General features: G+C 43.8%; 19 protein-coding genes. 14 read left to right on the plus strand and 5 right to left on the minus strand.

The genetic code is table 11. The features are described from left to right. Positions 1–211: 211 nt before the first annotated feature. Entirely contained in the window at positions 212–1,210 is a 999-nt protein-coding gene (locus tag VFDL14_RS06105) for a hypothetical protein (protein ID WP_032552444.1), read from the minus strand. Positions 1,211–1,401: 191 nt separating this feature from the next. Between VFDL14_RS06105 and VFDL14_RS06100 the strand changes: the two genes are divergently transcribed. The 11 genes from VFDL14_RS06100 to VFDL14_RS06055 all read left to right on the plus strand — a co-directional run bounded on the left by VFDL14_RS06100 (position 1,402) and on the right by VFDL14_RS06055 (position 14,037). Then, a complete protein-coding gene (locus VFDL14_RS06100; protein ID WP_032552445.1) occupies positions 1,402–2,655 on the plus strand; it encodes a PP2C family protein-serine/threonine phosphatase in 1,254 nt (417 codons plus the stop codon). Next, positions 2,607–2,939, plus strand: a complete 333-nt coding sequence (locus VFDL14_RS06095) for an STAS domain-containing protein (protein WP_032552446.1) — start codon at positions 2,607–2,609, stop codon at positions 2,937–2,939. The genes VFDL14_RS06100 and VFDL14_RS06095 overlap by 49 nt, the downstream gene beginning before the upstream one ends. An 11-nt stretch (positions 2,940–2,950) precedes the next feature. Continuing rightward, positions 2,951–4,075: a sugar phosphate nucleotidyltransferase gene (locus tag VFDL14_RS06090; protein ID WP_032552447.1), complete on the plus strand. Its 1,125-nt coding sequence runs from the start codon at positions 2,951–2,953 to the stop codon at positions 4,073–4,075. Between the two features lie 15 nt (positions 4,076–4,090). Continuing rightward, positions 4,091–4,573 (plus strand): ATP-binding protein, encoded by a 483-nt coding sequence (locus VFDL14_RS06085; protein WP_032552448.1) that lies wholly within the window; start codon positions 4,091–4,093, stop codon positions 4,571–4,573. A gap of 53 nt (positions 4,574–4,626) precedes the next feature. Then, positions 4,627–6,483: a glycosyltransferase gene (locus VFDL14_RS06080; RefSeq protein ID WP_032552449.1), complete on the plus strand. Its 1,857-nt coding sequence runs from the start codon at positions 4,627–4,629 to the stop codon at positions 6,481–6,483. Next, positions 6,473–7,795 (plus strand): DUF3131 domain-containing protein, encoded by a 1,323-nt coding sequence (locus tag VFDL14_RS06075; protein WP_032552450.1) that lies wholly within the window; start codon positions 6,473–6,475, stop codon positions 7,793–7,795. The genes VFDL14_RS06080 and VFDL14_RS06075 overlap by 11 nt, the downstream gene beginning before the upstream one ends. Before the next feature lie 33 nt (positions 7,796–7,828). Continuing rightward, entirely contained in the window at positions 7,829–9,229 is a 1,401-nt protein-coding gene (locus tag VFDL14_RS06070) for a DUF3131 domain-containing protein (protein ID WP_032552452.1), read from the plus strand. Between the two features lie 9 nt (positions 9,230–9,238). Beyond that, on the plus strand, positions 9,239–10,621 hold the full coding sequence (locus tag VFDL14_RS06065) for a DUF3131 domain-containing protein (RefSeq protein WP_032552453.1): 1,383 nt from the start codon (positions 9,239–9,241) through the stop codon (positions 10,619–10,621). Next, complete coding sequence (locus tag VFDL14_RS23685) at positions 10,618–11,808, plus strand: hypothetical protein (protein ID WP_050487457.1); 1,191 nt, start codon at positions 10,618–10,620, stop codon at positions 11,806–11,808. Before VFDL14_RS06065 ends, VFDL14_RS23685 begins: the two co-directional genes overlap by 4 nt. Positions 11,809–11,876: 68 nt before the next feature. Next, complete coding sequence (locus tag VFDL14_RS06060) at positions 11,877–12,668, plus strand: family 16 glycosylhydrolase (protein ID WP_032552454.1); 792 nt, start codon at positions 11,877–11,879, stop codon at positions 12,666–12,668. Positions 12,669–12,747: 79 nt separating this feature from the next. Further along, positions 12,748–14,037, plus strand: coding sequence for a glycosyltransferase (locus VFDL14_RS06055; protein ID WP_032552455.1), 1,290 nt, complete (start codon positions 12,748–12,750; stop codon positions 14,035–14,037). A 189-nt stretch (positions 14,038–14,226) separates the two neighbouring features. On the opposite strand, the gene VFDL14_RS06050 is transcribed toward VFDL14_RS06055, so the two are convergent. The 4 genes from VFDL14_RS06050 to VFDL14_RS06040 form a co-directional block, all read right to left on the minus strand. Further along, positions 14,227–14,559, minus strand: a complete 333-nt coding sequence (locus tag VFDL14_RS06050; RefSeq protein WP_032552456.1) for an Hpt domain-containing protein — start codon at positions 14,557–14,559, stop codon at positions 14,227–14,229. An 11-nt stretch (positions 14,560–14,570) separates the two neighbouring features. Continuing rightward, positions 14,571–16,142: a response regulator gene (locus VFDL14_RS0123385; protein WP_032552457.1), complete on the minus strand. Its 1,572-nt coding sequence runs from the start codon at positions 16,140–16,142 to the stop codon at positions 14,571–14,573. A gap of 173 nt (positions 16,143–16,315) precedes the next feature. After that, positions 16,316–17,872 carry a DHA2 family efflux MFS transporter permease subunit gene (locus tag VFDL14_RS06045; RefSeq protein ID WP_032552458.1) on the minus strand — a complete coding sequence of 519 codons (1,557 nt, stop codon included), beginning with the start codon at positions 17,870–17,872 and terminating at the stop codon, positions 16,316–16,318. A gap of 4 nt (positions 17,873–17,876) precedes the next feature. Next, positions 17,877–18,938 (minus strand): HlyD family secretion protein, encoded by a 1,062-nt coding sequence (locus tag VFDL14_RS06040; protein WP_032552459.1) that lies wholly within the window; start codon positions 18,936–18,938, stop codon positions 17,877–17,879. Between the two features lie 120 nt (positions 18,939–19,058). Between VFDL14_RS06040 and VFDL14_RS06035 the strand changes: the two genes are divergently transcribed. The 3 genes from VFDL14_RS06035 to VFDL14_RS06025 all read left to right on the plus strand — a co-directional run bounded on the left by VFDL14_RS06035 (position 19,059) and on the right by VFDL14_RS06025 (position 23,012). After that, the gene (locus VFDL14_RS06035) at positions 19,059–19,967 is read left to right on the plus strand and encodes a LysR family transcriptional regulator (protein WP_032552927.1); all 909 of its coding nucleotides are present in this window, start codon (positions 19,059–19,061) and stop codon (positions 19,965–19,967) included. A 503-nt stretch (positions 19,968–20,470) separates the two neighbouring features. Further along, positions 20,471–21,934: a lytic polysaccharide monooxygenase gene (locus VFDL14_RS06030; RefSeq protein ID WP_050487482.1), complete on the plus strand. Its 1,464-nt coding sequence runs from the start codon at positions 20,471–20,473 to the stop codon at positions 21,932–21,934. Between the two features lie 346 nt (positions 21,935–22,280). Beyond that, positions 22,281–23,012 carry an SDR family oxidoreductase gene (locus VFDL14_RS06025; RefSeq protein WP_032552461.1) on the plus strand — a complete coding sequence of 244 codons (732 nt, stop codon included), beginning with the start codon at positions 22,281–22,283 and terminating at the stop codon, positions 23,010–23,012. The last annotated feature ends 69 nt before the right edge of the window (positions 23,013–23,081 follow it).

The raw sequence follows: 23,081 nt of genomic DNA on the forward strand, positions 1-23,081 counted from the left end.
TTTCCTAGCCGTATTAGGTGATATTTTCTGACGTTACGGTTCAAACAATCTGGTCTAGTAATTAGCGTGTTTATTTGAATCTCATATTGCTAATTGCATTTATGGTGCCGGTTGCATATTTTGAGGTGTAACTTAAGATTAGACGGCTTGAAGATGTTTGCCACAAAGATTCTCAAAATGAATGAAATCAACAACTAATGGTCGAAAAGACTTAGAATGCAAAACTGTATGCGAGGGTGATTGAACCATCTTTGAAACGACCGGTACCTTCACCTCTGTCAGAAGAGTTCCAGCGATTCCCAGAATAATTGTTATATTGCAAAGTGATGGTGCCTGGTCGCCAGTCAAAATAACCGAAACCGTAGGTGTAATCGGGGTTCCAAGGCTGTTGTTGCTGTTTGTCAAAATAGTAAAACGCGGTGCCATTGACATACCAGTTACCCCAAATCGAGTATTTACAACCTAGGCTCAAGGTTTGGTGGTTGTTTTTGTATTCGGTTGTCGCAAGATTGAAATACTCAGGTGTGAAGTTATAGTCAATTTGACAACCTATGGCTCCGTCGTCAGTAAATCTGAATAGATCGACGAAAGGCGACTTGATAGGAAATTTCCAACCAAGCGACCAAGTTCCTTGCTTAAACTCCGTTCGATTTTGTCCAGGATCGGGATTAAATCTGTTCCCGCCGTAGTTCGCATAGACCAAACTTAATGTATAAGGACGCCAATCACTGTAACCAAACACGTAGGTGAAATCTGGATTCCACGCCTGTTGTTGATCGCTATCTAGATAGTGATAAACCGTACCGGACACAAACCAAGCGCCAGCAATTGTGTATTTTAGCGAAAGGGTTAGGGTTTTATTGAGGTTGGTTGGCCCTTGAGTACTGCCTGCTGGAATGTTGGCTGATTCGGTTTCAGCCAAAGGTTGGTGATAACCGACATTGCCACTCAAACCATCAAATAATTCTCTGTCTTCCCAGTTCTGAAAAGGAAAGGCGAATGAGCTTGATACTCCCTTCCAAATTTCATCTATTTCGTCATCTGTAGGTACTTTTGGTGCAGAGGGTTGATTACCGACACTTGATAACGTCGTATTCTCTTGAGGAGGGGGAGCATGAGGAGCGGTGTTTGCCAGAAAACTGTCTGCCCATGCACTATTCGACAATAGAACAATACCGATAAGTAATCTGCGCTGAATCATTACTGTCATTTCTAACAATTCACTCCTTGTGATTGTGTTAAATACCGCACAACGTTAACTTAAGTATAACAAAACCATAAGAAACAATTTGCAAAGCAATGAGTTGAGTCTAACCTAAAGTAATAAAGCACGTGAACCAAAGCCAAAATCATAATTGGCAGAAGTGTGATAAGAACGTCAGAAAAGGCTTAGGGTAAAGAATGAAGGATATTCTGCTTGTTGATGATAACCGAACCATATTGGTTTATATGAGTTCGGTTTTAAAAAAGCGTGGTTATCAAGTACATACTGCAACTGGTGGTGAAGCCGCTTTGCAGATGTTAGCAGATAATAACGATATTCAGCTTGTACTGAGCGATTGGATGATGCCAGGTATGAGTGGGGTAGAACTGTGCAGCGAGCTTAAATCTAAAAACTATAACCGTTACATTTTTTTTGTGCTTCTCTCTTCAAAGGGCGATGAAGCGTCCATCATCAATGGTATTGACGCCGGCGCGGATGATTTCATTGATAAGAAAACCTCAATAGACGAACTTGATGCGCGAATTCGCGCTGGATTTCGGACTCTTGCACTTCACAATGAAGTTGTCGATAAAAATACACAGCTTGACCGAGCTTACGAAACGATCAAACGCGACCTTGATTCTGCCAGCGAATTGATTCGACAAATCCTGCCCAAAACTAAACATTTCAGCTGTGTTGAGCTTAGCTATATCTCAATTCCGAGCGCTCAGGTGGGGGGCGATATGTTGGGTTACATGCAGCTTGATACTGATCATGTAGCCTTTTATCTGTTCGACGTCGCAGGTCATGGTGTTTCTTCGGCTCTTATGTCGTTCTCAGTGCAAACCAGCTTATCGGTTCAGAACGGCAGTTCTTCGGTGGTTCTGAAAAATGATGGTGATACATCTACCGTATGCGCGCCTGCTGATGTGGTATCTAAACTCAATGAAATGTACATGAGTAATGATGCCAATATCCTTTATTTCACAATGATTTATGCCGTACTAAACGTAAAAACTGGCCTTATGTCTTACTGCTGTGCTGGTCATCCTCCTTTAGTTTGGTACCACGGCAACCAAGGAAATGCAGAACTGATTGGTCACGATAACTTTGTTGTTGGGGCTTTCGATGATGTGGAATATCAAGCTGCACAAATTCAACTCGAACCAGGCGATAAAATCTGGTTCTACTCAGACGGTATTACAGAAGCGGATAACGGAGACGAGCAGTACTCTGAAGAAGGCTTGCGTAATGCGATCGAACAACTGAATCAATACCCGATCCAACAACAAACCGAATTATTAGTAAATAACGTTAGAGGCTGGACAAAGTCAGACTGTTTTGACGATGACGTCAGTGTTCTAGTGGCGGAATGGAAAGGTCCTCAAGAAGGAGACGCTCAATGCGATATGAAATTAGTCAACAAGGCAACAGCACAGTTCTTCAAGTAAATGAAGAGCGATTTGACGCCAAATTAGCACCCCAGTTTAGAGAAGTTTTAGAGACACTTACTCCGGAGCTGTTACCAAACGTTGTGCTTGATATCAGCAACGTTAAGTTTATGGATAGCAGTGGCTTAGGTGCGGTAATGGGTGTGTACAAAATGCTTCGTGACAAGAAAATTGCGGTTGCTAACGCGCAGAAGCCTGTGCAAGACCTGTTTAAGCTTACGCGTATGGATAGACTGATTAAGACGTATACCAGTGTTGATGAAGCGCTAGCAACAGCTGTGTAAGGGAGACTGATATGAAGGGAATGATCTTAGCGGCAGGGAAAGGTACACGAGTGAAGCCAATCACTCAGTCGCTGCCTAAGCCAATGATTCCAATTCTGGGCAAGCCGGTAATGGAATCGATGATTGAGCTCTTTTCACAACACAATATCAATAAGATTGTGATTAATACTAGTCACCTTGCGGAAGTTATCGAAGGCTATTTTGGCGATGGACACCACTTTGATGTTCAACTTTCGTACTCGTACGAGGGTGAGTGTGTTGACGGCAAGTATCAGAGCAAAGCGCTCGGTTCTGCTGGTGGAATGCAGAAGATTCAGCAGTTTTCTGGCTTCTTTGATGAAACTTTTGTGGTTGTTTGTGGTGATGCTTGGATCGATTTGGATCTTACAGAAGCCGTTCGCAAACATAAGAAGAATGGCGGTATCGCAACCATCATCACCAAAAGTGTCATCTTAGATGAAGTTGAAAAATACGGCGTTGTCGTTGCGGACGAAAAAGGGCTAGTCACCAGCTTCCAAGAAAAGCCATCTAAAGAAGAGGCACTTTCTACTCAGATTAACACGGGTATCTACATCTTTGAGCCTGCGATCTTTGACTACATTCCGAAAGAGGGTGAATACGATATTGGTAGTGAGCTGTTCCCAATGTTGGTAGAGAAACACGTCCCGTTTTACGCAGTTGAAATGAATTTCCAGTGGCTCGATGTAGGCAACATTACGGATATCTGGAGTGTGACCAAAGATATCTTAGAGGGAAAAGTTCCCGGTTATCGTATTCCAGGCACCCAAGTGAAAGCTGGGGTGTGGGTAGGGATTAATACGGTTGTTGACGTGAATAACTGTAATCTTCAGCCTCCCGTTGTAATAGGTAGCGGATGCAAAGTCGACCCTAATGCAAAAGTTATAGGTCCTGCACTTATCGGAGCCAATTGTCAGTTGGATGAAAAAGCAGTGGTCGAAGAGTCACTTATTTTTGACAACATTCATGTCAAAGAAGGTTGCCATATTAAGCATCAAACCATTTTTGGTCAGTACTGCATTGGTCATGATGGCGAACAGAACCACGACTTGGACTGGTGCAATTTGAGAACCTACGCCGCGCACAATCGTGTATCTGACATGTTGAATGGTATGTAGCAGAGGAGTGTGCCGATGTTAGACGTATTCGAACAAGCTTACAAAAGCTCTTTGGAGACTTCGCGACAAGTCGCAGTAGAGCTCAACGATTATTGGTCTGGTATAGGCATTTCTCCCGTGTTAGCCACTCAGTTAGAGCTGTGTGTGGTCGAGATGGTGAATAACACTTACATACATGCGTATAGCGAGCAAGAAGGCAAGCCAGTCAAAGTAAAGTGCAATCTGAATGAAGACTCAGAAACAAAGACCATCTGTATTGACATCATCGATAGAGGCGAACCTATGACACAAACTCAATTGGAAAAGGCTTTGTCCAACGAGTTTGTTGATATGGACCCTGATGACGACACTACTTGGGCAACGTCTGGAAGAGGATTCATGATTGTCTCTGCACTGATGGATGACATTACGCTACGTGTAGAAGATGGAGAAAACTGCTTCATGATGACCAAGGAACTTGAGGAAAATGACCTCATAGAAAACGTGTGTCCCCCCTGATTAGAACATTCTAATAAGAGCTGGCTAGGTCAATAAAATAGGGAAAGGAACAAATGGATAATTATTTTGAGAAATTTGAGCACAGGGTACCACCAGAACCTGTCCCTCATAGTATTCCCAGAGAACTTCTATATCAGTATTTAGCAACATGTAACTTAACACTTGGCATTTGGTACCTAGGTTGGCGCTGGATGTATGCTCTAAATTATGATGCATTGTGGTTTTCGTTACCTTTGGCATTTGCGGAGTCTTGTGCATTTATCGGTTCGATGCTTTTCACTTATAACTTGTGGAAAGTTGAGGATGAACCTAAAAAAGCGCCACCATATAAGATTTCAGAGTGTAGTCTCGACACTGAAGAAGACAGGCCAATTAGTGTTGATGTGTTCTTTCCCAGTTACGATGAAGAACCTGAACTGGTTAAGCTGAGTATTTTAGACGCACAGAAAATCACTTACCCGCACGATATCACGATCAAAATCTTCATTCTTGATGATGGCAAGCGACCAGAAATGGAAGCGATGGCTAAGGAAATGGGAGTTGGCTACATTACTCGTGACGGTAATGTTGGCTTCAAGGCGGGTAACCTAAGAAATGCAATGGAGCGCACCAGTGGTGACTTCGTTGTCATCTGTGACGCTGATACGCGTCCGTTTTCTACTATTCTTGAAAATACCCTTGGCTACTTTAGAGATCCTACTGTTGCTTGGGTTCAAACACCTCAATGGTTTTTTGACTTACCCGAGGGCGAGCGCTTACCTGAATTCCTTGAAAGAAAAATGGGTACATGGGCAAAATCTATCGGTTCAGGTATAGAAAAATTCTATGGTCCGGTAACACTTGGCGAAGACCCGTTTGTGAACGACCCACAAATGTTTTACGACGTTATTCAACGCCGTCGTAACTGGGTAAACTCTTCATTCTGTTGTGGCGCAGGCTCGATCCACCGTCGTGAAGCGGTAATGGAAGCGGCGTTAAGAGCTTACGCAGAGCAGATCACAAAAGAGCAAGACGAAATTGAAGCGCAGATACGTCGTTTAACCAAAGAAAAGAAGGTTGAACAGTCGGTATCAGATAACCTGCGTGATGAAATCTTGTTTGATACGGAATTTACACCTTACAAGTTCCACGTATCTGAAGACCTCTATACGTCGATCGTGCTTCACTCTGACCGCGAGCGTAACTGGCGTTCGGTAATGCATCCAAATGTGGAAAGTAAAATGCTTTCTCCACAAGACTTACAAACGTGGACCGTACAACGATTTAAGTACTCTGGAGGATCGATTGATATCTTTATGAACGATAATCCGATCTTTCGAAAAGGGCTGAATTTTAAACAGAAGCTGATGTATGGTGCGAGTTTCTGGTCTAACTTGTCAGCAATCTGGAACATTGTTTTCTTAGCGTGTCCAATCATCTACTTCCTTACTTCAATTGCACCAGTAAGTGCCTATGACGTGACATTCTATTTGCACTTTTTGCCTTATGTAATCACAGCTGAGTTGGCGATGATGACAGGTACTTGGGGCGTTGCGGGATATAAGGGCAAGACGAACTTCCTTTCATTCTTCCCTGTCAACTTGCGGGCACTATGGACAGTGTTGCGCGGGCGGAAGATCAGCTTCCCAACAACACCGAAAGAGCGACAAACAGGTAACTTCTTCAAGTTAGTAATACCACAAGCGATGGTGTTCGGATTAAGTCTATTTAGTTTGTTGTTTGCGTGGTTTGGTCATTCAACCGGTTCATGGGGAGATTACTCTGTGGGCGGTCTCGTTCTAAATACATTTTGGATTCTAAATAACATGTTAGCGATGTGGGGAATGATCGCTGCAGCATTCTGGACACCACCAGCTGAAAGCGAAGGTGAAGAAACTGCCAATTCAGAGGAGTTGAAGTATGGGGTTTAAAAAATCGATGGTTAATGCTCGCCATCATATTGTGTTCATCTTGGGTTTAGCGACAGCGCTTATTATTGCTTTCAGTATCGAGACTCGTGAATCGGGAAGAGTACTTGGAAACATCACCTTTGAGATTCCAGAAGATATCCCATTCAAGTCTTCACGGGTTTTGTCAGAACAGGAATTCGAGTGGGCGAATGTCGCTTGGCAGTATTTCGAGAACAACTACCAAGAAAATACCGGTTTGGTGAATTCAGTAGATGGTTACCCATCAACGACCATGTGGGATACCGCTTCTTATCTAATGGGGCTCATTTCAGCAGAGAAGATCAATATCATCTCAACTGAAGAGTTTGAATTGCGTATGGAAAAGGCATTAACGACTCTAGCGCGTTTGCCTCTTGTTGATGGGGTATTACCAAATAAAGCTTACAACACGCAAACGCTCGAGATGGTAGATTACGCTAACAAACCTGTTGAAAATGGTATTGGTTGGTCGGCGATCGATATCGGTCGAATCCTGGTTCCTATGAACATTATGATTTGGCAATACCCGCAATTTAATAAGCAGGTAAACGACGTCCTTAACTACTGGAAAGTGAGTGCGATGCTGGTCGATGGCTATATGTATGGTGCTCGTCCTACATCAGATGCGAGTGTCATGGAACTGGTACAAGAAGGTCGTATCGGTTATGAAGAGTACGCTTCTAAATCATTAGCCTTGATGGGACGTGATGTATTTAACTCTATGAAATATATCGATTACCTAGACATGGTTGATATTTACGGCATCGAAATTCCCACAGATAAGCGTGACCCTTCAAAATTCCACGCTCATAACTATGTAGTAAGTGAATCTTACATTCTTGATGGTATCGAGTTTGGTGCGGACAGCGTGTCTAAGGTATTTTCACATCGTATTTTCCAAGCCCAAGAGCGTCGCTATGAAGACACTGGCATTGTTACCGCCGTGAGTGAAGATAACGTCGATGAGGCACCATACTTTGTCTACAACACCGTATTCTCGGATGGTGAAAAATGGAATGCCATCTCTGACGACGGTAAAGATCAATCACACTTAAAAACACTTTCGACCAAAGCCGCATTCGGTTGGTACGCGCTTTATGATTCAGATTACACCGATGTTCTGATCAATGAAGCTTCTGCTCTGTATTCGGATGAGAAAGGTTGGTACTCGGGTCGCTATGAAATTGATGGCCGTACTAACAAAGCAGTGACAGCAAACACCAACGGAATCGTATTAGAATCATTGGCTTATATTGAAAATGGACCTCTATTGACGATTGGTGAGTTGAAGTAAATCAGCGAATTAAAATAATAAGAAGGAATTTATATGCGAACGATTAGTCTTGGCTTGATCACTCTTGCAATCGTTGGTTGCGGTAGTAAATACAATCAATTCTCTGATGATATTATTGACCGAAATACACACTGGACCGTCCCTAAGCCTCGTCATGGTGAGTTGACTGAGAAAGAGATGGATATGGCCCGTATCGCTTGGAAGTACTTTGAAAATAACTACCAAGAGTCGACGGGATTGGTAAACGCGGTAAACAACTACCCGTCGGTGACATGGTGGGATGCGGCATCCTATCTCGCGGGCATGACCAGTGCGTATGAATTGGGGATCATCGAAAAAGAAGAGTTTGATAGACGACTCGTTCGCTTCCTAACAACTTTGAATACACTCGACCTATTTATGGGAGAGTTACCTAACAAGGCGTATAACACCCAGACCGCAGCCAAGGTGGACTACGGTAACCAACCGGGTGAAATTGGGTATTCAGCTCTCGACTTAGGTCGTTTGATGATTTGGCTTTATATCCTTAAGAATCGTTATCCAGAGTTCGCCACCAGTATCGATTCTGTGATGCTAAGGTGGAACTACTGTAACGTGGTGGACGAAAACGGCACCATGTTTGGCGCGCTACTTGAACCCGGAAAAGAGGTGCAATACCTTCAAGAAGGACGTCTCGGCTACGAAGAGTATGCAGCCAAAGGCTTCGAATTGTGGGGCTTTGATACGACACAAGCAGCAATGGCAGAACCTTACGCAACGATTAACCTATTCGGCTATGACGTTCCATACGATACTCGTGACCCACGTAAACTGAAAGCGCATAGTTACGTTGTAACTGAAAGTTATGTGTTGGATGGTATTGAAATGGGCTGGGATTTGGTGGAAGACCGAAGCCCCCATGATTCCAGCTATTCCCACGAGTGGATCGCAGAGTTCGCTCTACAAATCTATCGCGTACAGGAAGAACGTTATAAACAAACGGGTATTATTACAGCACGTACCGAGCACCAATTAGCCGGCGCACCATATTTCGTGTACGACACCATTTATACGGATGGTTTCGCATGGAACACCATCTCTGAGGTTGGCGAATATTTGCCACAATTCTCTGCGGTAGCCATCAAAGGCGCAATGGGGATGTGGGTTCTTTGGGATACCGAATATACCGACCTTCTGTTTGATCATGTTTCTACCGCCTATGATCGAGAAAAAGGTTTCTATGAGGGCATCTTCGAGAATGGTACTGGTCTCATCAACACGTTCACTTCTAATAATAACGGCATCACGTTAGAGATATTATTGTATAAGAAACAGGGTAAGCTACTTCAATACAAAGACCAGCTGGCACCGAGTTTGTGGGAGAAAGCACTGGAATCACCATTCGGTTATGAAGGCCAGTGTCTGCCTCGTAAGAAAATCAAACCCGTAGAATAAGGTTATTGAATGCTGAAGAAGTGGAGTTTACTTCTGTTATCGGTATCTATATCCGGCTGCGGTGTGGTTTACCAAGGAGTGACCAACAGTGTTGATTCTTTCAGTCAATCACAAGTGTTTCGACAAGGTCGTCATGCTTCATTGACTGAAGAAGAGCTGATGTGGGCACAAACGGCGTGGAAGTATATTGATAACAATACCCAAGTCACGACGGGCTTGGTCAACAGTATTGATAACTTTCCTACCACGAATATGGCGGGTCTGGCCGACTATCTTATCTCGTTGATTGCCGCGAGAGAGTTTGAGTTCATTTCAAACAAAGAGTACGACGAGCGCCTGACTTTAGTACTGAGCTTCCTTAATGAAATGGATCTTAGTTATGGCCACGCCCCCAATAAAGTGTACAGCACGCAAAGTGGTGACATGGTTAACTATGGCAACCAACCACAAGATATTGGTTGGTCATCGCTCGATGTCGGTCGTTTATTAATTGCTCTTGCTATCGTAAAGAGACACTCTCCTGAATTTTCTGAATATGTCGACAAGGCAGTATTGCGTTGGAACTTTTGTGAGTTGATAAGCCTTGATGGCGAGCTCTATGGGAGCATGATTCAGGACGGTCAATTAATTCGCTATAAAGAAGGCCGCTTGGGACTCGAAGAGTACACATCGTACGGTTATTTGGACTGGCAGATTGTGCCTGAAAAAGCGATGAACATTGAGCCTTACGACGTAGCGACGATTTACGATATCGACTTAATTTTTGATGGTCGCGACCCACGAGTGTTCAACGTGCTACGTCCAGTTTACTCAACACCTTATTTGTGGATGGGTCTTGAATTCAATTGGGATAAAGTCGGGGACACTACGTCAAGCGACTCGAAACACACCAACAACACGTTAGCCGCAATGGCCGACGCGATTTATCAAGTGCAAGAGGCTCGTTGGGACAATGAGCGAATCTATACAGCGCGAGGTGAACATGTTGTCACTGGTGAACCCTATTTTGTTTACGATGCGATATATGGCTTGGGAACGCCATGGATAACACTCGCGGAAGACGGCTCTTCACACGATGAAAAAGCACTGGTGTCAACGCGTGTTGCTTTTCAAATGTGGGCTCTGTGGAAAACCGATTATACCGACCGACTGATGACGTTAGTGAAGGAGCTTTATGACCCCCAAAGAGGGTGGTATGAAGGTCGTTATGAGCTTACCAGTGCTTATGAAAAAAGCATTAGCTTGAAGACCAATGCCGGTGTGCTAGAAGCTTTGCTATATAAACAGACCGGTAAACTTTATAAAGCGAACAAGTCAAAAGAGTATCGCGACGTTAAGTTTAACTCTCGTTTTGATCATCCTGGCAAATGTATGGTGGAGACATTCCGATGAGGCGCTTAATTACACTTATTTTGTTTGCAGTGTCTTTTCCTATTTGGGCGCTTAGTCAAACCTCCATTGACTTGCTAAGCACACCAACGCTTCTTTTGTCCCAAGGCCGTTATTCGCAAGCCGCGACCTTAATGCATCAACAAGCGAACCGGGCACTCAGTCTCGAGAGCCAGATTGGAACCAAAGAAATGTGGCAGACGGCCGCACTGGCCGATGCGCTAGCAGCCATGGCGGCAGAGAAAGTCGAAGATCCTGTCGCGTACGAGTATTGGTCGAACAGCGTTAGATACTTTTTGATGGGGGGAAGTAATTGGAATCAATATCGCCAGCAATTACAGGTGGACTATAAAGCATTTGACGCTCAGTTTTCTATCGCAACGAATTCAGATGGTCCCTCTGCATACGTGGATGATGCGTGGATCCAATTTTCTTCGTTAATTGATATTTGGGATCAAAAACTAAACTTTTTTAGATACGAGTCTCCGTCATCAGGACTGATTCGCAAGCAGCCAGCCAATACAATACCAACCGCAAGCGTACCGAGATCGTCTGGTGAACAGCTCAAACAATACACGCCCAACAGTAAACTAATGCTCAATAAGGACTTTTCCAATAAACAGACATTTATTGTCGAACCCACCGAAAATCCTGTTACCGAGAAAAGTGTTATTCAAGAACAACAAGATTTAACAGGGCAAATAGTTACACCGAAAGGATCTGTTCAGGGAACAGAAGGAACCACGCAACAGCAATTCAGTGGTGGTAAGGTAAGCTCGACTAAAGGTAGTTTCCATTCGCCAATTACACCTGTTGTGTCGCAAGCCACAGCGCAGAAACAAGCTCAGCAAACAGTGTCTTCTACACCACTAAAATCTGGCGAGACTAATGTGAATAGTGCTGAGAGTGGTGATGTAACAATTTCAAACGAGACAGGTGTGACGGTAATTACTCCGCTTGGTACACCAGAAGTCATCGTTGAAACAAACGTATCGAATACAGAAGAGCTAAATTCCCCTTCTTCACAACCGGTCGCTACGACAAATGTTGAGCCTGTTATGACGGAAACTCCTGTGGTAGCTGAACCCCCTGCGAGTGCCATTCCCAAGGGAAATTTAGGCCAAGCACCAGTACCAGCAGTTCAAGCTATTCAGAGGCGCAGTTTTGCACCAGTAGAAGATAATCAGTAATTATTGGTGAAAAACTCATCTTATGTATTAGGCTTATTTATGTGTGTAAATGAATAAGCGAGTTCATCATGCTATTACCCAAAACTTATTGTGCGTTAGCTGTGTCTTTGGCGTTGACGAGCTCGTTTGTTAGTGCGGAAAGTTTCGAAGACCCTTTAAGAACTTTTGATGAGAGTCGCTGGTGGTTATCAGATGGATGGGAAAATGGTTTTCCGTTTTTGAGTCGATGGGACGCGAAGTCTGCGACCTTTAATAAAAAGGGTCTGACTTTAACATTAGCACCGGATGACGAACGTGGTGCTGATGGCAAGCTGACGTTCTATGGGGGCGAGTTACGAAGCCATGAGTTTTTTCCTTATGGTTGTTATGAGATCGATATGAAGCCAGCACGAGCGCCAGGCGTAGTGAGTTCTTTTTTCTTGTTCTCAGGGCCTTATGACAAGCCAGAAGGTGGAAGTGGTAAACACAACGAGATAGATATCGAGTTTTTGGGATCTAATACCAACATGGTCCAACTTAATTTTTGGACCGATGATGACAGCTACACAAACTCTCACGAAACGCTCATTTTTCTAGGATTCGATGCCTCAAAGGCGTTCCATCGCTATGGGATTTATTGGGGCGAAGATCGTATCGAGTGGTTTATTGATGGTCAGTTAGTGTTGCGAGTGAACAATAGCCCTTATGATCCGACACCTAGCACTGAAAGCTCTTATTTAAGGGTAATGGCAAATATTTGGGCAACCGATCCTGAGATCGCCAACTGGGCAGGCAAATTCCGAGAAGACAAAGTTCGAGAGTATCGTGCTAAATACCGAAACTTCAGCTTCAAAGAAAATGAGAGGTGTACAACAAAATAAAGCGGCTATCACTTTGATATGAAAAGGTATGCATACTAAGCTTTAAGTGATCATAATAACGTCACGCTAGGGAATATGTATGGATACTTCTTTGTCTACCGCTATTGAGCTCTTAAACAAATCGAATGAAAAGTTTGATTTGACCGAGCCACAACATCAACAAAGTTTACTTAGGCTAGCAGACCGTTTACTGCAGCTGGATAAACTCTCCACTCAAGACCTGAAAGACCTTTCAATTCAATTTAATGCACCACTTGAGTTTCAACTCGCGGTGAAGCTCGTTGAGTCACGTAGAGAAACACAATCAATTTGTCAGCCTTTGAAAATTGGTGTGGTATTCGCTATGTGGGGGGAGCACAACCGCCTGAACCCCAAGTCGGCAGACAACCAGCATGGCGAAGACTCGCTGAGAACGAAAGTGGAACAACTTCAGTGGGTGACAGAAGGGACCAATGTTGATTGGACCTTGTATGCGGTTGATGACGGGTGTCCACACGGCAGTGCAGACGTCGCGAGATCTATTAAACAAACCTACGATGCGGGTACACAAGCGAAGGTCAAAGTACTTAAACTGGAAGATGCGTTGCCGGCTGCATCTGGTGCGCTTCGTAATCTGGCGAGTGCTGATGATTCAAGGAAAGGTGGTGCCATCATCCTTGGTTGTGAACAGTCTCTGGAAGATGGCGTTGATGCTGTTCTTTATACGGATGCCGATAACTCTGTTCACTTGGGGCAAATAGGGTTGGCACTGGCGCCTTACAGCCGTGATGGTAAGCAAGTAGTACTGGGTAACCGCAAACATGCAGACTCGATTTTAGTTAAACAAGAAGAGCGCTGGGGCGTTGGTATTAAGACGTTACGTCACATGCAGCGCATGATTGGTGCCCAGATCTTTGATAGTGGTATTAAAGATACGCAAGCTGCGTTCAAACTTTATGGTCGAGGTATCTTGGAGAAAATTCTAGAAAATCCGACGGTGTTTGATTTCTCATTTGATACGGATTGGATTTTCGCAGCGATGGAGTTCAATCAGCCAATCATTACCGTCCCATTCGCATTCATTGATTCAGCCGCCGAATCGGCATCAGTCGCACAAGGTCCTATGACAACATGGTATGTGTTGCTTGATGGCTTAGTAAAGGCAGCGAAAGCACGAGGGAGCTCTTACAGTGAAGAGATGGCAGATGTGTTTACGCGGGAGATCAATTCACATAAAGATCTCGAGCTGATTATTGATGTACTTCCTCCAGAGTTAGCTTCGGCGGGAGATAGTGATTTAGGTAACCCGAAAGTAATGTCACCACAGTCGGTACAACACTGGATCTCTAGTGCTAAATCCTTGAATGCACGAGCAAGTGCGCCAGCATAAATATAGGTTCAAGTAACCATATCGGGGAGTGAGCTCATGCTTGCTCCTTTTTATTTGATTACGATTACAAGTGTCGATAAATGAAGTTAGCAAAGGTGCACCACGTTTAAGAGTGCATAAACTAAATCGGCTCTCGATGTGACGAGAGCCGAATTTATTAAGAAGCCTTTATACTTTGACTATGTCTGACTAGTAGGTGGCGAGCACTTCTTCTATCTGTTGGTTAATCACTTTTACTTCAGTGTAAATAACCGCGAGATCATCGTCGGATGGGGCGAGATCTTTGAGTGCGTTTTGTTCTACGTTTTCTAGTGCCGAGGTTGCTGTCTCTTCTCCAAAACTGACCAATATTCCCTTCAACGTATGCACGGTAAAGTGTAATTTACCCCAATCTTGTTGCGCGACAAGTTCTTGAATCTCTTCTAGAGAATTGGCGTGGTCTTCTTGATAAGTAGATAGAACTGCGAAGATCATGTCTTTATCATTATCCAAATAGGCGTTTAAAGCATCAAAATCTAGCATAGAGACTCCTGTCAGTTACATAGTGAAAGTGGGCTAGGTGGTTTGGTAGAAAAACCGGACCTGACAGATTCACTAATCCATTGATTCCATTTATAAGGCAATTCCAATTGTTGTAATTGCGCCATGAATTCGTTAGTAAGTTGTTCTTCTGTTTGAGTTTTGTTGACGGCAAACAGATAGTCAAGTTTCGCAGCAACGGAATAGGGATAAGTGTGAATGTAGTCTTTAAGCTGTTGTACAGACCCTAGGCTATCCATATTGATGCAATTTATTGGATTTGTGTCACTGCCAAGAGCTAGTTGATTAATCACTTCCCCACGCGCCTTAATGAGATCTCCTAGGTCTTGATACAAAGAGTATTCACCATAAATATTGAGCAAAGGAAGTAACTGGCTTAGTAGAACAGTGGGGGTTTCATTTAGAACATGACAAAGCAGTGCCGCAGCTCTGATTAGCTTTTGATGCGCGAGCTGATGATTGCCCTCCAAATGCAAAACTTGACACTGGAACACAGCCAAGGCGGCTAAGACTTGTTGCTGTTGATGCTGTGTGAGCTTCAAATTCACTTGATTAGTGAATTGGTTCGCCTGTTCGAGCAGAGTACGTTTATTGGCAATACTATCTTCTTTTTCGTAAGCCACCTGAAGTGAGTGAAAGTAGTTAGAAATAGAGTTGATAACGTCGATATCTGCCGGCGAGATGTTGGTTGCATACATGTGACCCATCTTAATCAAGATTTGAGTGTTATCTGCATTCTCAGCAAGATCGATGGCTCTAATTGCACGGTGGCTAATACTCGGTGTGAGTTCAAACGCACGAATAGCCAACTTTAATGCTGGGAGCAGCATGTTGTGTTTTTCATAAATACAGCTCAAGCAGTCGATCACATTGAGAGATAGAGGGCGTGCAATAAGATAGTTATGAAGTTTGTCGATTGCTTCTTGTGCCTTGCCCAAGCTATCGAGTACCAAGGCTTGTGCAACCAGTTTTGTTGGATGCATGTTGGTTGTCGATTCTCGAAGAACATACGCCAACAGTTCCCATTGTTCATTGCCAATCAAATGTTCGATTAGGCTTGCTTCATATTGCACACTTTTTTGAGTATTAGGTACTGACAATGCTTGCTGTAATGAGGAGGGAGTATCGATCGGATAGTACTGTTTCTGCTGTGTTATTTGATGGGACTCTTCAACAGCAAGAGCGATCTTATCTCCAAGTATCGGTGTTTTAATTGGCTTAGATATAAAATGATGAGCTTCGCCAGATAAGGCGGTTAACACGGTTTCCTGACGCATATCGCCTGACAGCAAAATCGTGGCGACAGTATGATCAATCAATCTTTTACGATAAAGGATGCCAAGCAACTCGAACCCTGTAAATGTCTGCTCTAGATGATAGTCAATCAAGAGTACATCTAAGGTGTGTCTTTCCACGGTTCTTATGGCTTGGCGGTAGTCCGTGGCGATATAGATTTTGTCGTGCGAGATTCCAAGGCTAACTAATTGTTGTTTTATGAGTATGGTGGCACTCTTTGAATCATCGACAATCAAAATGCTGAGATCGGGTGGCAACTTCATTGTCATTGTTCTAGCTATCCTAGCTTTTTGTCCTAACTTAGAATTTAGGTGTCTAGATGCATAATGTCAAGTGAGGGGAAAAGGCGATTTATGGTTTTAAGACATTGGTAATCATCAATATTATACGAAATGATTCGCATTTTATCGGCGGCCGTTCATCCATGAACGAGCAAAGGTCACTAGTCCTTCATATTTAGTATAAGAAATGATGCAAAGGCGAGAAACGCAGTCATCATTAAGAACACATCATTGTAAGCCATGATAGCAGCGTCACGCTGCATTGTGCCGAGTAGGCTGGCTTGTGCCTGTTGCATGGCTGTCGCTGCATCACTGCCTGTTTGAATGAAGAATGCTTGTTGCTGTTGTAATGTTTGCCAGCCCAATTGGCTTACAGAAGGAAGCGATTCTTTAATATGCGCAAGATGCTCACGAGTCTTGTTGTCCAGTAATGTTGCGATGATCGCAATACTAAATGCCCCACCTAAATTACGCATCACATTGGTAAGCGTAGAGGCGTCAGGCGTATCCATTTTACTGATGTTCTTCATGGCTACGAGTGATAAAGGCACCATAATAAACGGGCTACCAATGGCGCGCAGAACCATAGAAAGAATCAACTGCTGACCACCGAAATCGACAGTCATATGGGTATTCACGTAGCAACTTAAACCAAACATCGCAAAACCAAATGTGACGAGGTACTTAGGTTTGATGATCTGGGTAAGCTTTGGCACCAGAGGAAAAATCAGCAGTTGTGGAAAACCCATCCACATAAGCACTTCGCCAATTTCCATTGCGTTATATTGCTGTATCTGAGTTAGATACATAGGCAGCACATAGATAGAGCCAAGCAATGCCATGCCTAAAATTAGATAGGCAATACAAGACATTGCGAACTGGGGATCCTTTAGTAAACGCAAGTTAACTAGCGGCTTCCTATGTTGCAATTCGTTGATGATGAAATAGACCAAACTGACTGCAGATATAATGGCAAGCGTGACGATAAAGCTTGAGCTGAACCACTCTTCACGATTACCTTCCTCTAGCACGACCTCTAAACAACCAAGCCCGAGTGCCATTGTGGCAATACCAAACCAATCCGCTTTTTTCAGCGAACCTAAATCGAGCTTTTCATCATCGAGCCCATAGCGAATCATGGTGATTACCAAAAGCGCTGGCGGAATGTTGATGTAGAAAATGTAGTGCCACGACAGGTTCTCAGTTAACCATCCACCAAAAGTAGGACCAATCGAAGGCGCAAACGTCGCAGTTACACCGAATAGTGCCATACCGACTGCTCGTTTGTTGAGAGGCAGCAGTTGGATGACCAGTGAGAAAGCAAGTGGGATCAACGCACCACCACTGAAGCCCTGCATCGCGCGGAACACGATCATTGAGGTCATGTTCCAAGAGAACGAACAGAGTAACGATGAAAGCGTGAAAATCGCTGTTGTCCATGTAAGGTAGCGACGTTTACCGAGTGCTTTAGATAGCCAACCACTAAGTGGAATCGCAATCATCTCTGCAACCAAGTAGGAAGTAGAGATCCATGAACTTTCATCTAGCGTTGCCGAGAGTGCACCTTGAATGTCTTTGAGCGATGAGTTGGTGATTTGAATATCTAAGATCGCCATAAACGCACCGATTAGGCCGCCAAATAGAGCGATCCAATGACGTGTTGGCACTTCAGCATTTTCCTGCTCACGTGGTGTAGAGGAGGGGATAACTTCACTCATCGATTTAGCCTCGAGTATCGATTGTTGCTACAACAGACAATCCAGGTAGCAGGCGACCTTTTAGTTCTTTCTGATCGGGTATGGTGATCTTCACAGGAACGCGTTGAACAATCTTGGTGAAGTTACCTGTCGCATTCTCTGGTGGAAGCAGAGCGAACTTCGCGCCGGTGGCTGGTGAAAAACTATCGACTTTGCCTTCTAGTGGTTGGCCTGGGAATGCATCAAGTTCAATTTCGACGCTCTGACCTTGGTGAATACCATTGAGTTGTGTCTCTTTGAAGTTGGCTTCAATCCAGATATCTCCGTTTGGCACCAAGCTCATTAACGGCGTACCAGCTTGTACTAAAAGACCTTCACGGACACTTCGTTTACCAATCACACCTGACGCGGGAGCATATACTTTGGTGTAGTTAAGGTTTAGCTGAGCTTGATCGCGTTGGGCGATTGCCTCTGTTACCGAAGCTTTTGCTTGGTCAATTTCGCTGTCGATAACGGTCAACTGGTCATGGCTTGCTACAAGATTCGCCTTCGCTTCTTCAAGCGCTGCTAGGGCAACTTTTTGTTGGGCTAACATACTGTCTACCTCATCTTGAGAGGCATAGTTTCGAGTGAGCAAACTGCGCGAGCGCTGCGTCTGTTGTATTGCGCGGTCATATTCTGCTTTGGCTGAGTCAACGCGACTTTCAGCTTGTAGAATTTGACTGTTTTGAAGCTCTTTTTGAGCCAATAGATTGGACACACTTGTTTCGACAACTGCGAGGTGAGCATTGGCTTGGGATAGTGCGGTTTGATAATCACGGTCGTCAATTTCAACCAATAGGTCGCCCTTGTTGACGATTTGGTTGTCATGTACATGCGAAGTGACAATGTAGCCCGATACTTTTGGGCTAATGTTAGTGATGTCGCCTTGTAGGTAGGCGTTATCGGTTGATTCAAAATATTGGCCATAGCCGTACCAGTAACTACCGCCACCAAGGCCCAGCGCTAACATGATCGCGGTTGCAATCAGTGGTGCCTTGTTACGTTTCTTGTTTTTTGTTTGAGCTGTTGGCGCTGAATCAGTCATTTTATTCGATCTCGTTTTTATAGATGTAACGAATTGTAAATGAAATCGATTGGTTGATAAGATAGGAAAAATAAGAAGCACTGTTGCACAAATCTTACTAATTAAAAGCAGAGGTTAATGATGGATCTCAACGCCGTGTCCGTTTTCGTACAAGTGGTTGAGTGTGGAAGCTTCACTCACGCAGCGGAAGTTTTGGATATGACAAAATCCACGGTAAGTCGTAAGTTGGCAGAGTTAGAGCAGCACTTAGGTGTGAGATTGATCACGCGATCTACTCGAAGTTTGGTTTTAACGCCAGAAGGTGAACGTTTCTACACATCGAGTTTGCAGATGCTTGAAATCATGAATCAAGCAGAACTGGAAGTGACAGCCAATCAAGACTTGATACGGGGACCACTTCGTGTCGTGTTCCCTGTAGAGCTGGGTCAGCAAGTATTGGCGCCTTACATTCATCAATTCCTTCATGAATATCCAAATGTGACGATGAATTTAGAGTTAACCAACCGTGAAGTCGACATTGTGGGTGAGGGGATCGATGTCTATGCGCAGATTGGCGAGCTTGTCGACTCAAGTTTGGTGTCGCGATACTTAGCGACCTCGACGCGAGTCATTGTCGCCAGTCCCCAATATCTAGATAAATTTGGGGATATTGAATCACATGAAGATCTGGTTCCTCCACACAAGATGGTTCAAGTGTCAAATAAAGCAGCAAGGGTACCAAAGCTGACTATCACCCCTCCCAACGGTGAGCAGGTTCCGATTGAGTTACCATTTCAGCTAAGAGTAAATACCGTGACCGCATGCCTGAGTGCCTGTATTGACAGTTTGGGAATCGCAGTCTTACCAGAGTTCATCTGTCGCGAGCATTTTGAATCAGGGACATTGGTTCAATTGCTTCCTGACTATCAGATGCCTGGAGTCAGTGTCAGCCTAGTGTATGCTGAGAGGCAACTTATGCCTAAGCGAAAGAAAGAGTTTATCGATTACCTTTTGAATGCTGCTAGCAGTGGAAGAGGCCATGCGAAATGAAGTTATATTTAAATATTGGTTCAACGAGGTTTTTAACAATTATAAATTCGACATCATAGATAATTATCACCTATTTAAATGTTGGTTTATATTAATGTTAATAATGTTATGTTTTATTAATTTAGATTCATCTAAATAACAAATGGGCACAATATCACACGGGTTTTATTATTAGATTAAATATATGAAGTTGATATCAATAACTGGTTTTACTTGTTGAAGTTGACAGAATTATCGGTGATTTGAATTTAAGTTGTTGATTTTTATTTGGTTGTTGAATTTATATAAAATCCAGATGAAATGTGTTTAATATGTAAAATTGTGACTTTAATTCCTTTCAAAAAAACTTTGTCTTTAATTGATCTCTTGAATAACTATTATTTTCTTAGTTTTCGAAACGAAAATAGTCCAACGTGATTAAAGCAGTGGTGCTTTGAGTTATCACGTATGAGAAACGTAAAATAATAAATGTAGAGAGTTAAAAAGTGACTGCAAATAAAAATATGTTAAAGCTAGCAGTAAGCATGGCCCTGTTTTCAGGTATGTCTACAACTGCTCACGCGCACGGTTGGTCAGAGTTTCCAAGCGCTCGTCAAAACATCTGTTATGAACAAGGTGGTATCTGGTCAGGTAGCCCACCTAATGCAGCTTGTGCGAACGCCAAAGATATCTCTGGTACTTACCCTTTTGTTCAACGCAACGAATACGCAAAAAATATCACTGACTTCAACAACATGAATGCTGTTCGTGCTGCCATTCCTGACGGCACACTGTGTTATGCAAATGACCCACAGAAACAAGGTATGGGAGCGCCACACACTGGTTGGACTCGCACTGAAGTCAATGCTGGCACATTTGAGTTCGTATTTAATGCAACCGCACCACACAATCCATCTTTTTGGCAGTTTTACTTAACTAAGCCAAACGCAGATTTAAGCAAAGCGTTAGCTTGGAGCGATCTCGATCTAATCCAAACAGAAGGTGATGTTCCTGTGAACAACGGAAAGTACCGTATGGATGTCACTATTCCATCTGACCGTTCTGGTGATGCTATTCTATTCGTGCGATGGCAGCGTGATGACGCGGCAGGCGAGGGCTTCTACAACTGTTCGGATATCACGATTGTTAATGGTGAAACGCCTCCACCAGAGCCGGGTCCACAACCTGATCTTGTTCGCGGTGAACTTTACATTCCAACGGACTTCGCGACACCTGCTATTGGCGACACTGTCCAGTACGACATTATCAATAAATATGGTGACGTAGCGCGTAGCTTCGATATTAAGATCGATGCATCAAACGTTAATGATTGGGAGCGACTACTAGCATCTGAAATTAATGGTTGGCATGAAGAGTTTAAAGATGGTGCAGTCTTCATCGGTGATTGGCACGCGGAAATGGAACACTACATGTATTTCCAAAACGAACCGTCACGCAACTTTTTTAACTCAAGAGACAGCCGCGCTTCAGGTGAACTTACGCTAATTAAAGATGGTGATGGTAACGTTGAGCCATTAGCGGGCGACATCTATGAACTTGTTAAGAGTGATAAAGTGGTTAACGCAGGTGATAAAGTTGTAATTGCAACGGAAGAACCAGCAAACTTTATTCAAACCTCAGGCACATCGGTAACGATTGAGAATAACGGAACGGCTTCTGTGCTGATTGATACTACACCTGTTTCACAAAACGAAACGCTGACATTCTCTGCGAATGCGATTAACAGTGAGCGTGTAGAGACCTTTAGCTTTGAAGTGATTGCTGATGATGAAGTAACACCGCCACCAACGCCGACTCCAGATCCAGACGATGGCGATGCTTGGAGCGCGACCACAACTTACCTTGGTGGTGAGATTGTGACCTATGCAGCCCAAAACTGGAAAGCGCAATGGTGGGTTCAAGGTGGTGATAACCCGCAAGCGACATACGAGAAGGATAAATGGGGTGTGTGGCGCCCAGCTAACTAATCGCGTTAATTGTTAACGAATAAACGATTTTAGCCAATAATCGACGCAGAGCCGCTAATAATGGCTCTGCTTTTTTGATCTAACCAGTAGCTTTGTGTAGCACGCCTTGTTCACCACATTTCTTTTGCATATCATCAACTTCCAGATAAAAGCAAAAATAAAGGTAGAGGTAGATATGAAGTTTCTTTGGTTAAAAATCTTGATTACTGTTTTGGTGTTCGCGGGCTTGTTTGGCCTGGTGTATTACAAGGTAATGAGTGGTATTTCATAGAATCCACTAAACGTTGGACTCACGTCCATAATGCAATGTGTCTTCACTATTGGCACAGAAAGATAAGGAAAAGCGATGCAGAGAGTAGTAATCGTCACTGGTGGTGGGCGTGGTATTGGCGCAGCAACAGCCCTTTTGCTAGCAAGTAGAGGCTACCGTGTTTGTGTTAACTATCGTAAAGACCACGGTGCAGCAAATTCGGTGGTTGCAGACATTGTCGCTAAAGGTGGCAGTGCGATGGCTTTTCAAGCGAATGCGTCTATAGAATCCGAAGTGGAAGCTATGTTTTCTGCAGTAAACCAAGAGTTAGGGCAGGTAACACATTTGGTGAACAATGCTGGTGTTCTTTTCACTCAATCTCGCTTGGCAGACATTGACTATGAGCGTTTTAACAAAGTCATGGCTGCGAATATTGGAAGCTGTTTTCTGTGTTGTAAGGCATTCATCAATCAACTCGATGGTCCGGGTGCAATCGTCAATGTCTCATCGGCTGCCTCTCGAATCGGTGCACCATTTGAATATATAGACTATGCCGCTTCCAAAGGTGCAATGGACTCGTTAACTAAAGGCCTATCGTTGGAGTTAGCTGAGCAAGGCATTCGAGTCAATGGGGTTAGACCAGGTTTCATTCACACCGATATGCACGCCGATGGTGGAGAGCCTAACCGCGTTGAACGCTTAGCGCCTAATATCCCACTCAAGCGAGGCGGAACACCGTTAGAGGTCGCGGAATCTATAGCATGGTTGCTATCTGACGAAGCCTCATATGTCACGGGTACTTTTATTGATATTGCTGGTGGACGTTAATGACACCGCTAAGTAGGAAATGATGAGTCGCAGTTGAAAGGCTCATCTAACATCTAGGCTGAAATCTCG

This window comes from Vibrio fortis (genome assembly GCF_000695685.1).
GTDB lineage: Bacteria > Pseudomonadota > Gammaproteobacteria > Enterobacterales > Vibrionaceae > Vibrio > Vibrio fortis_A.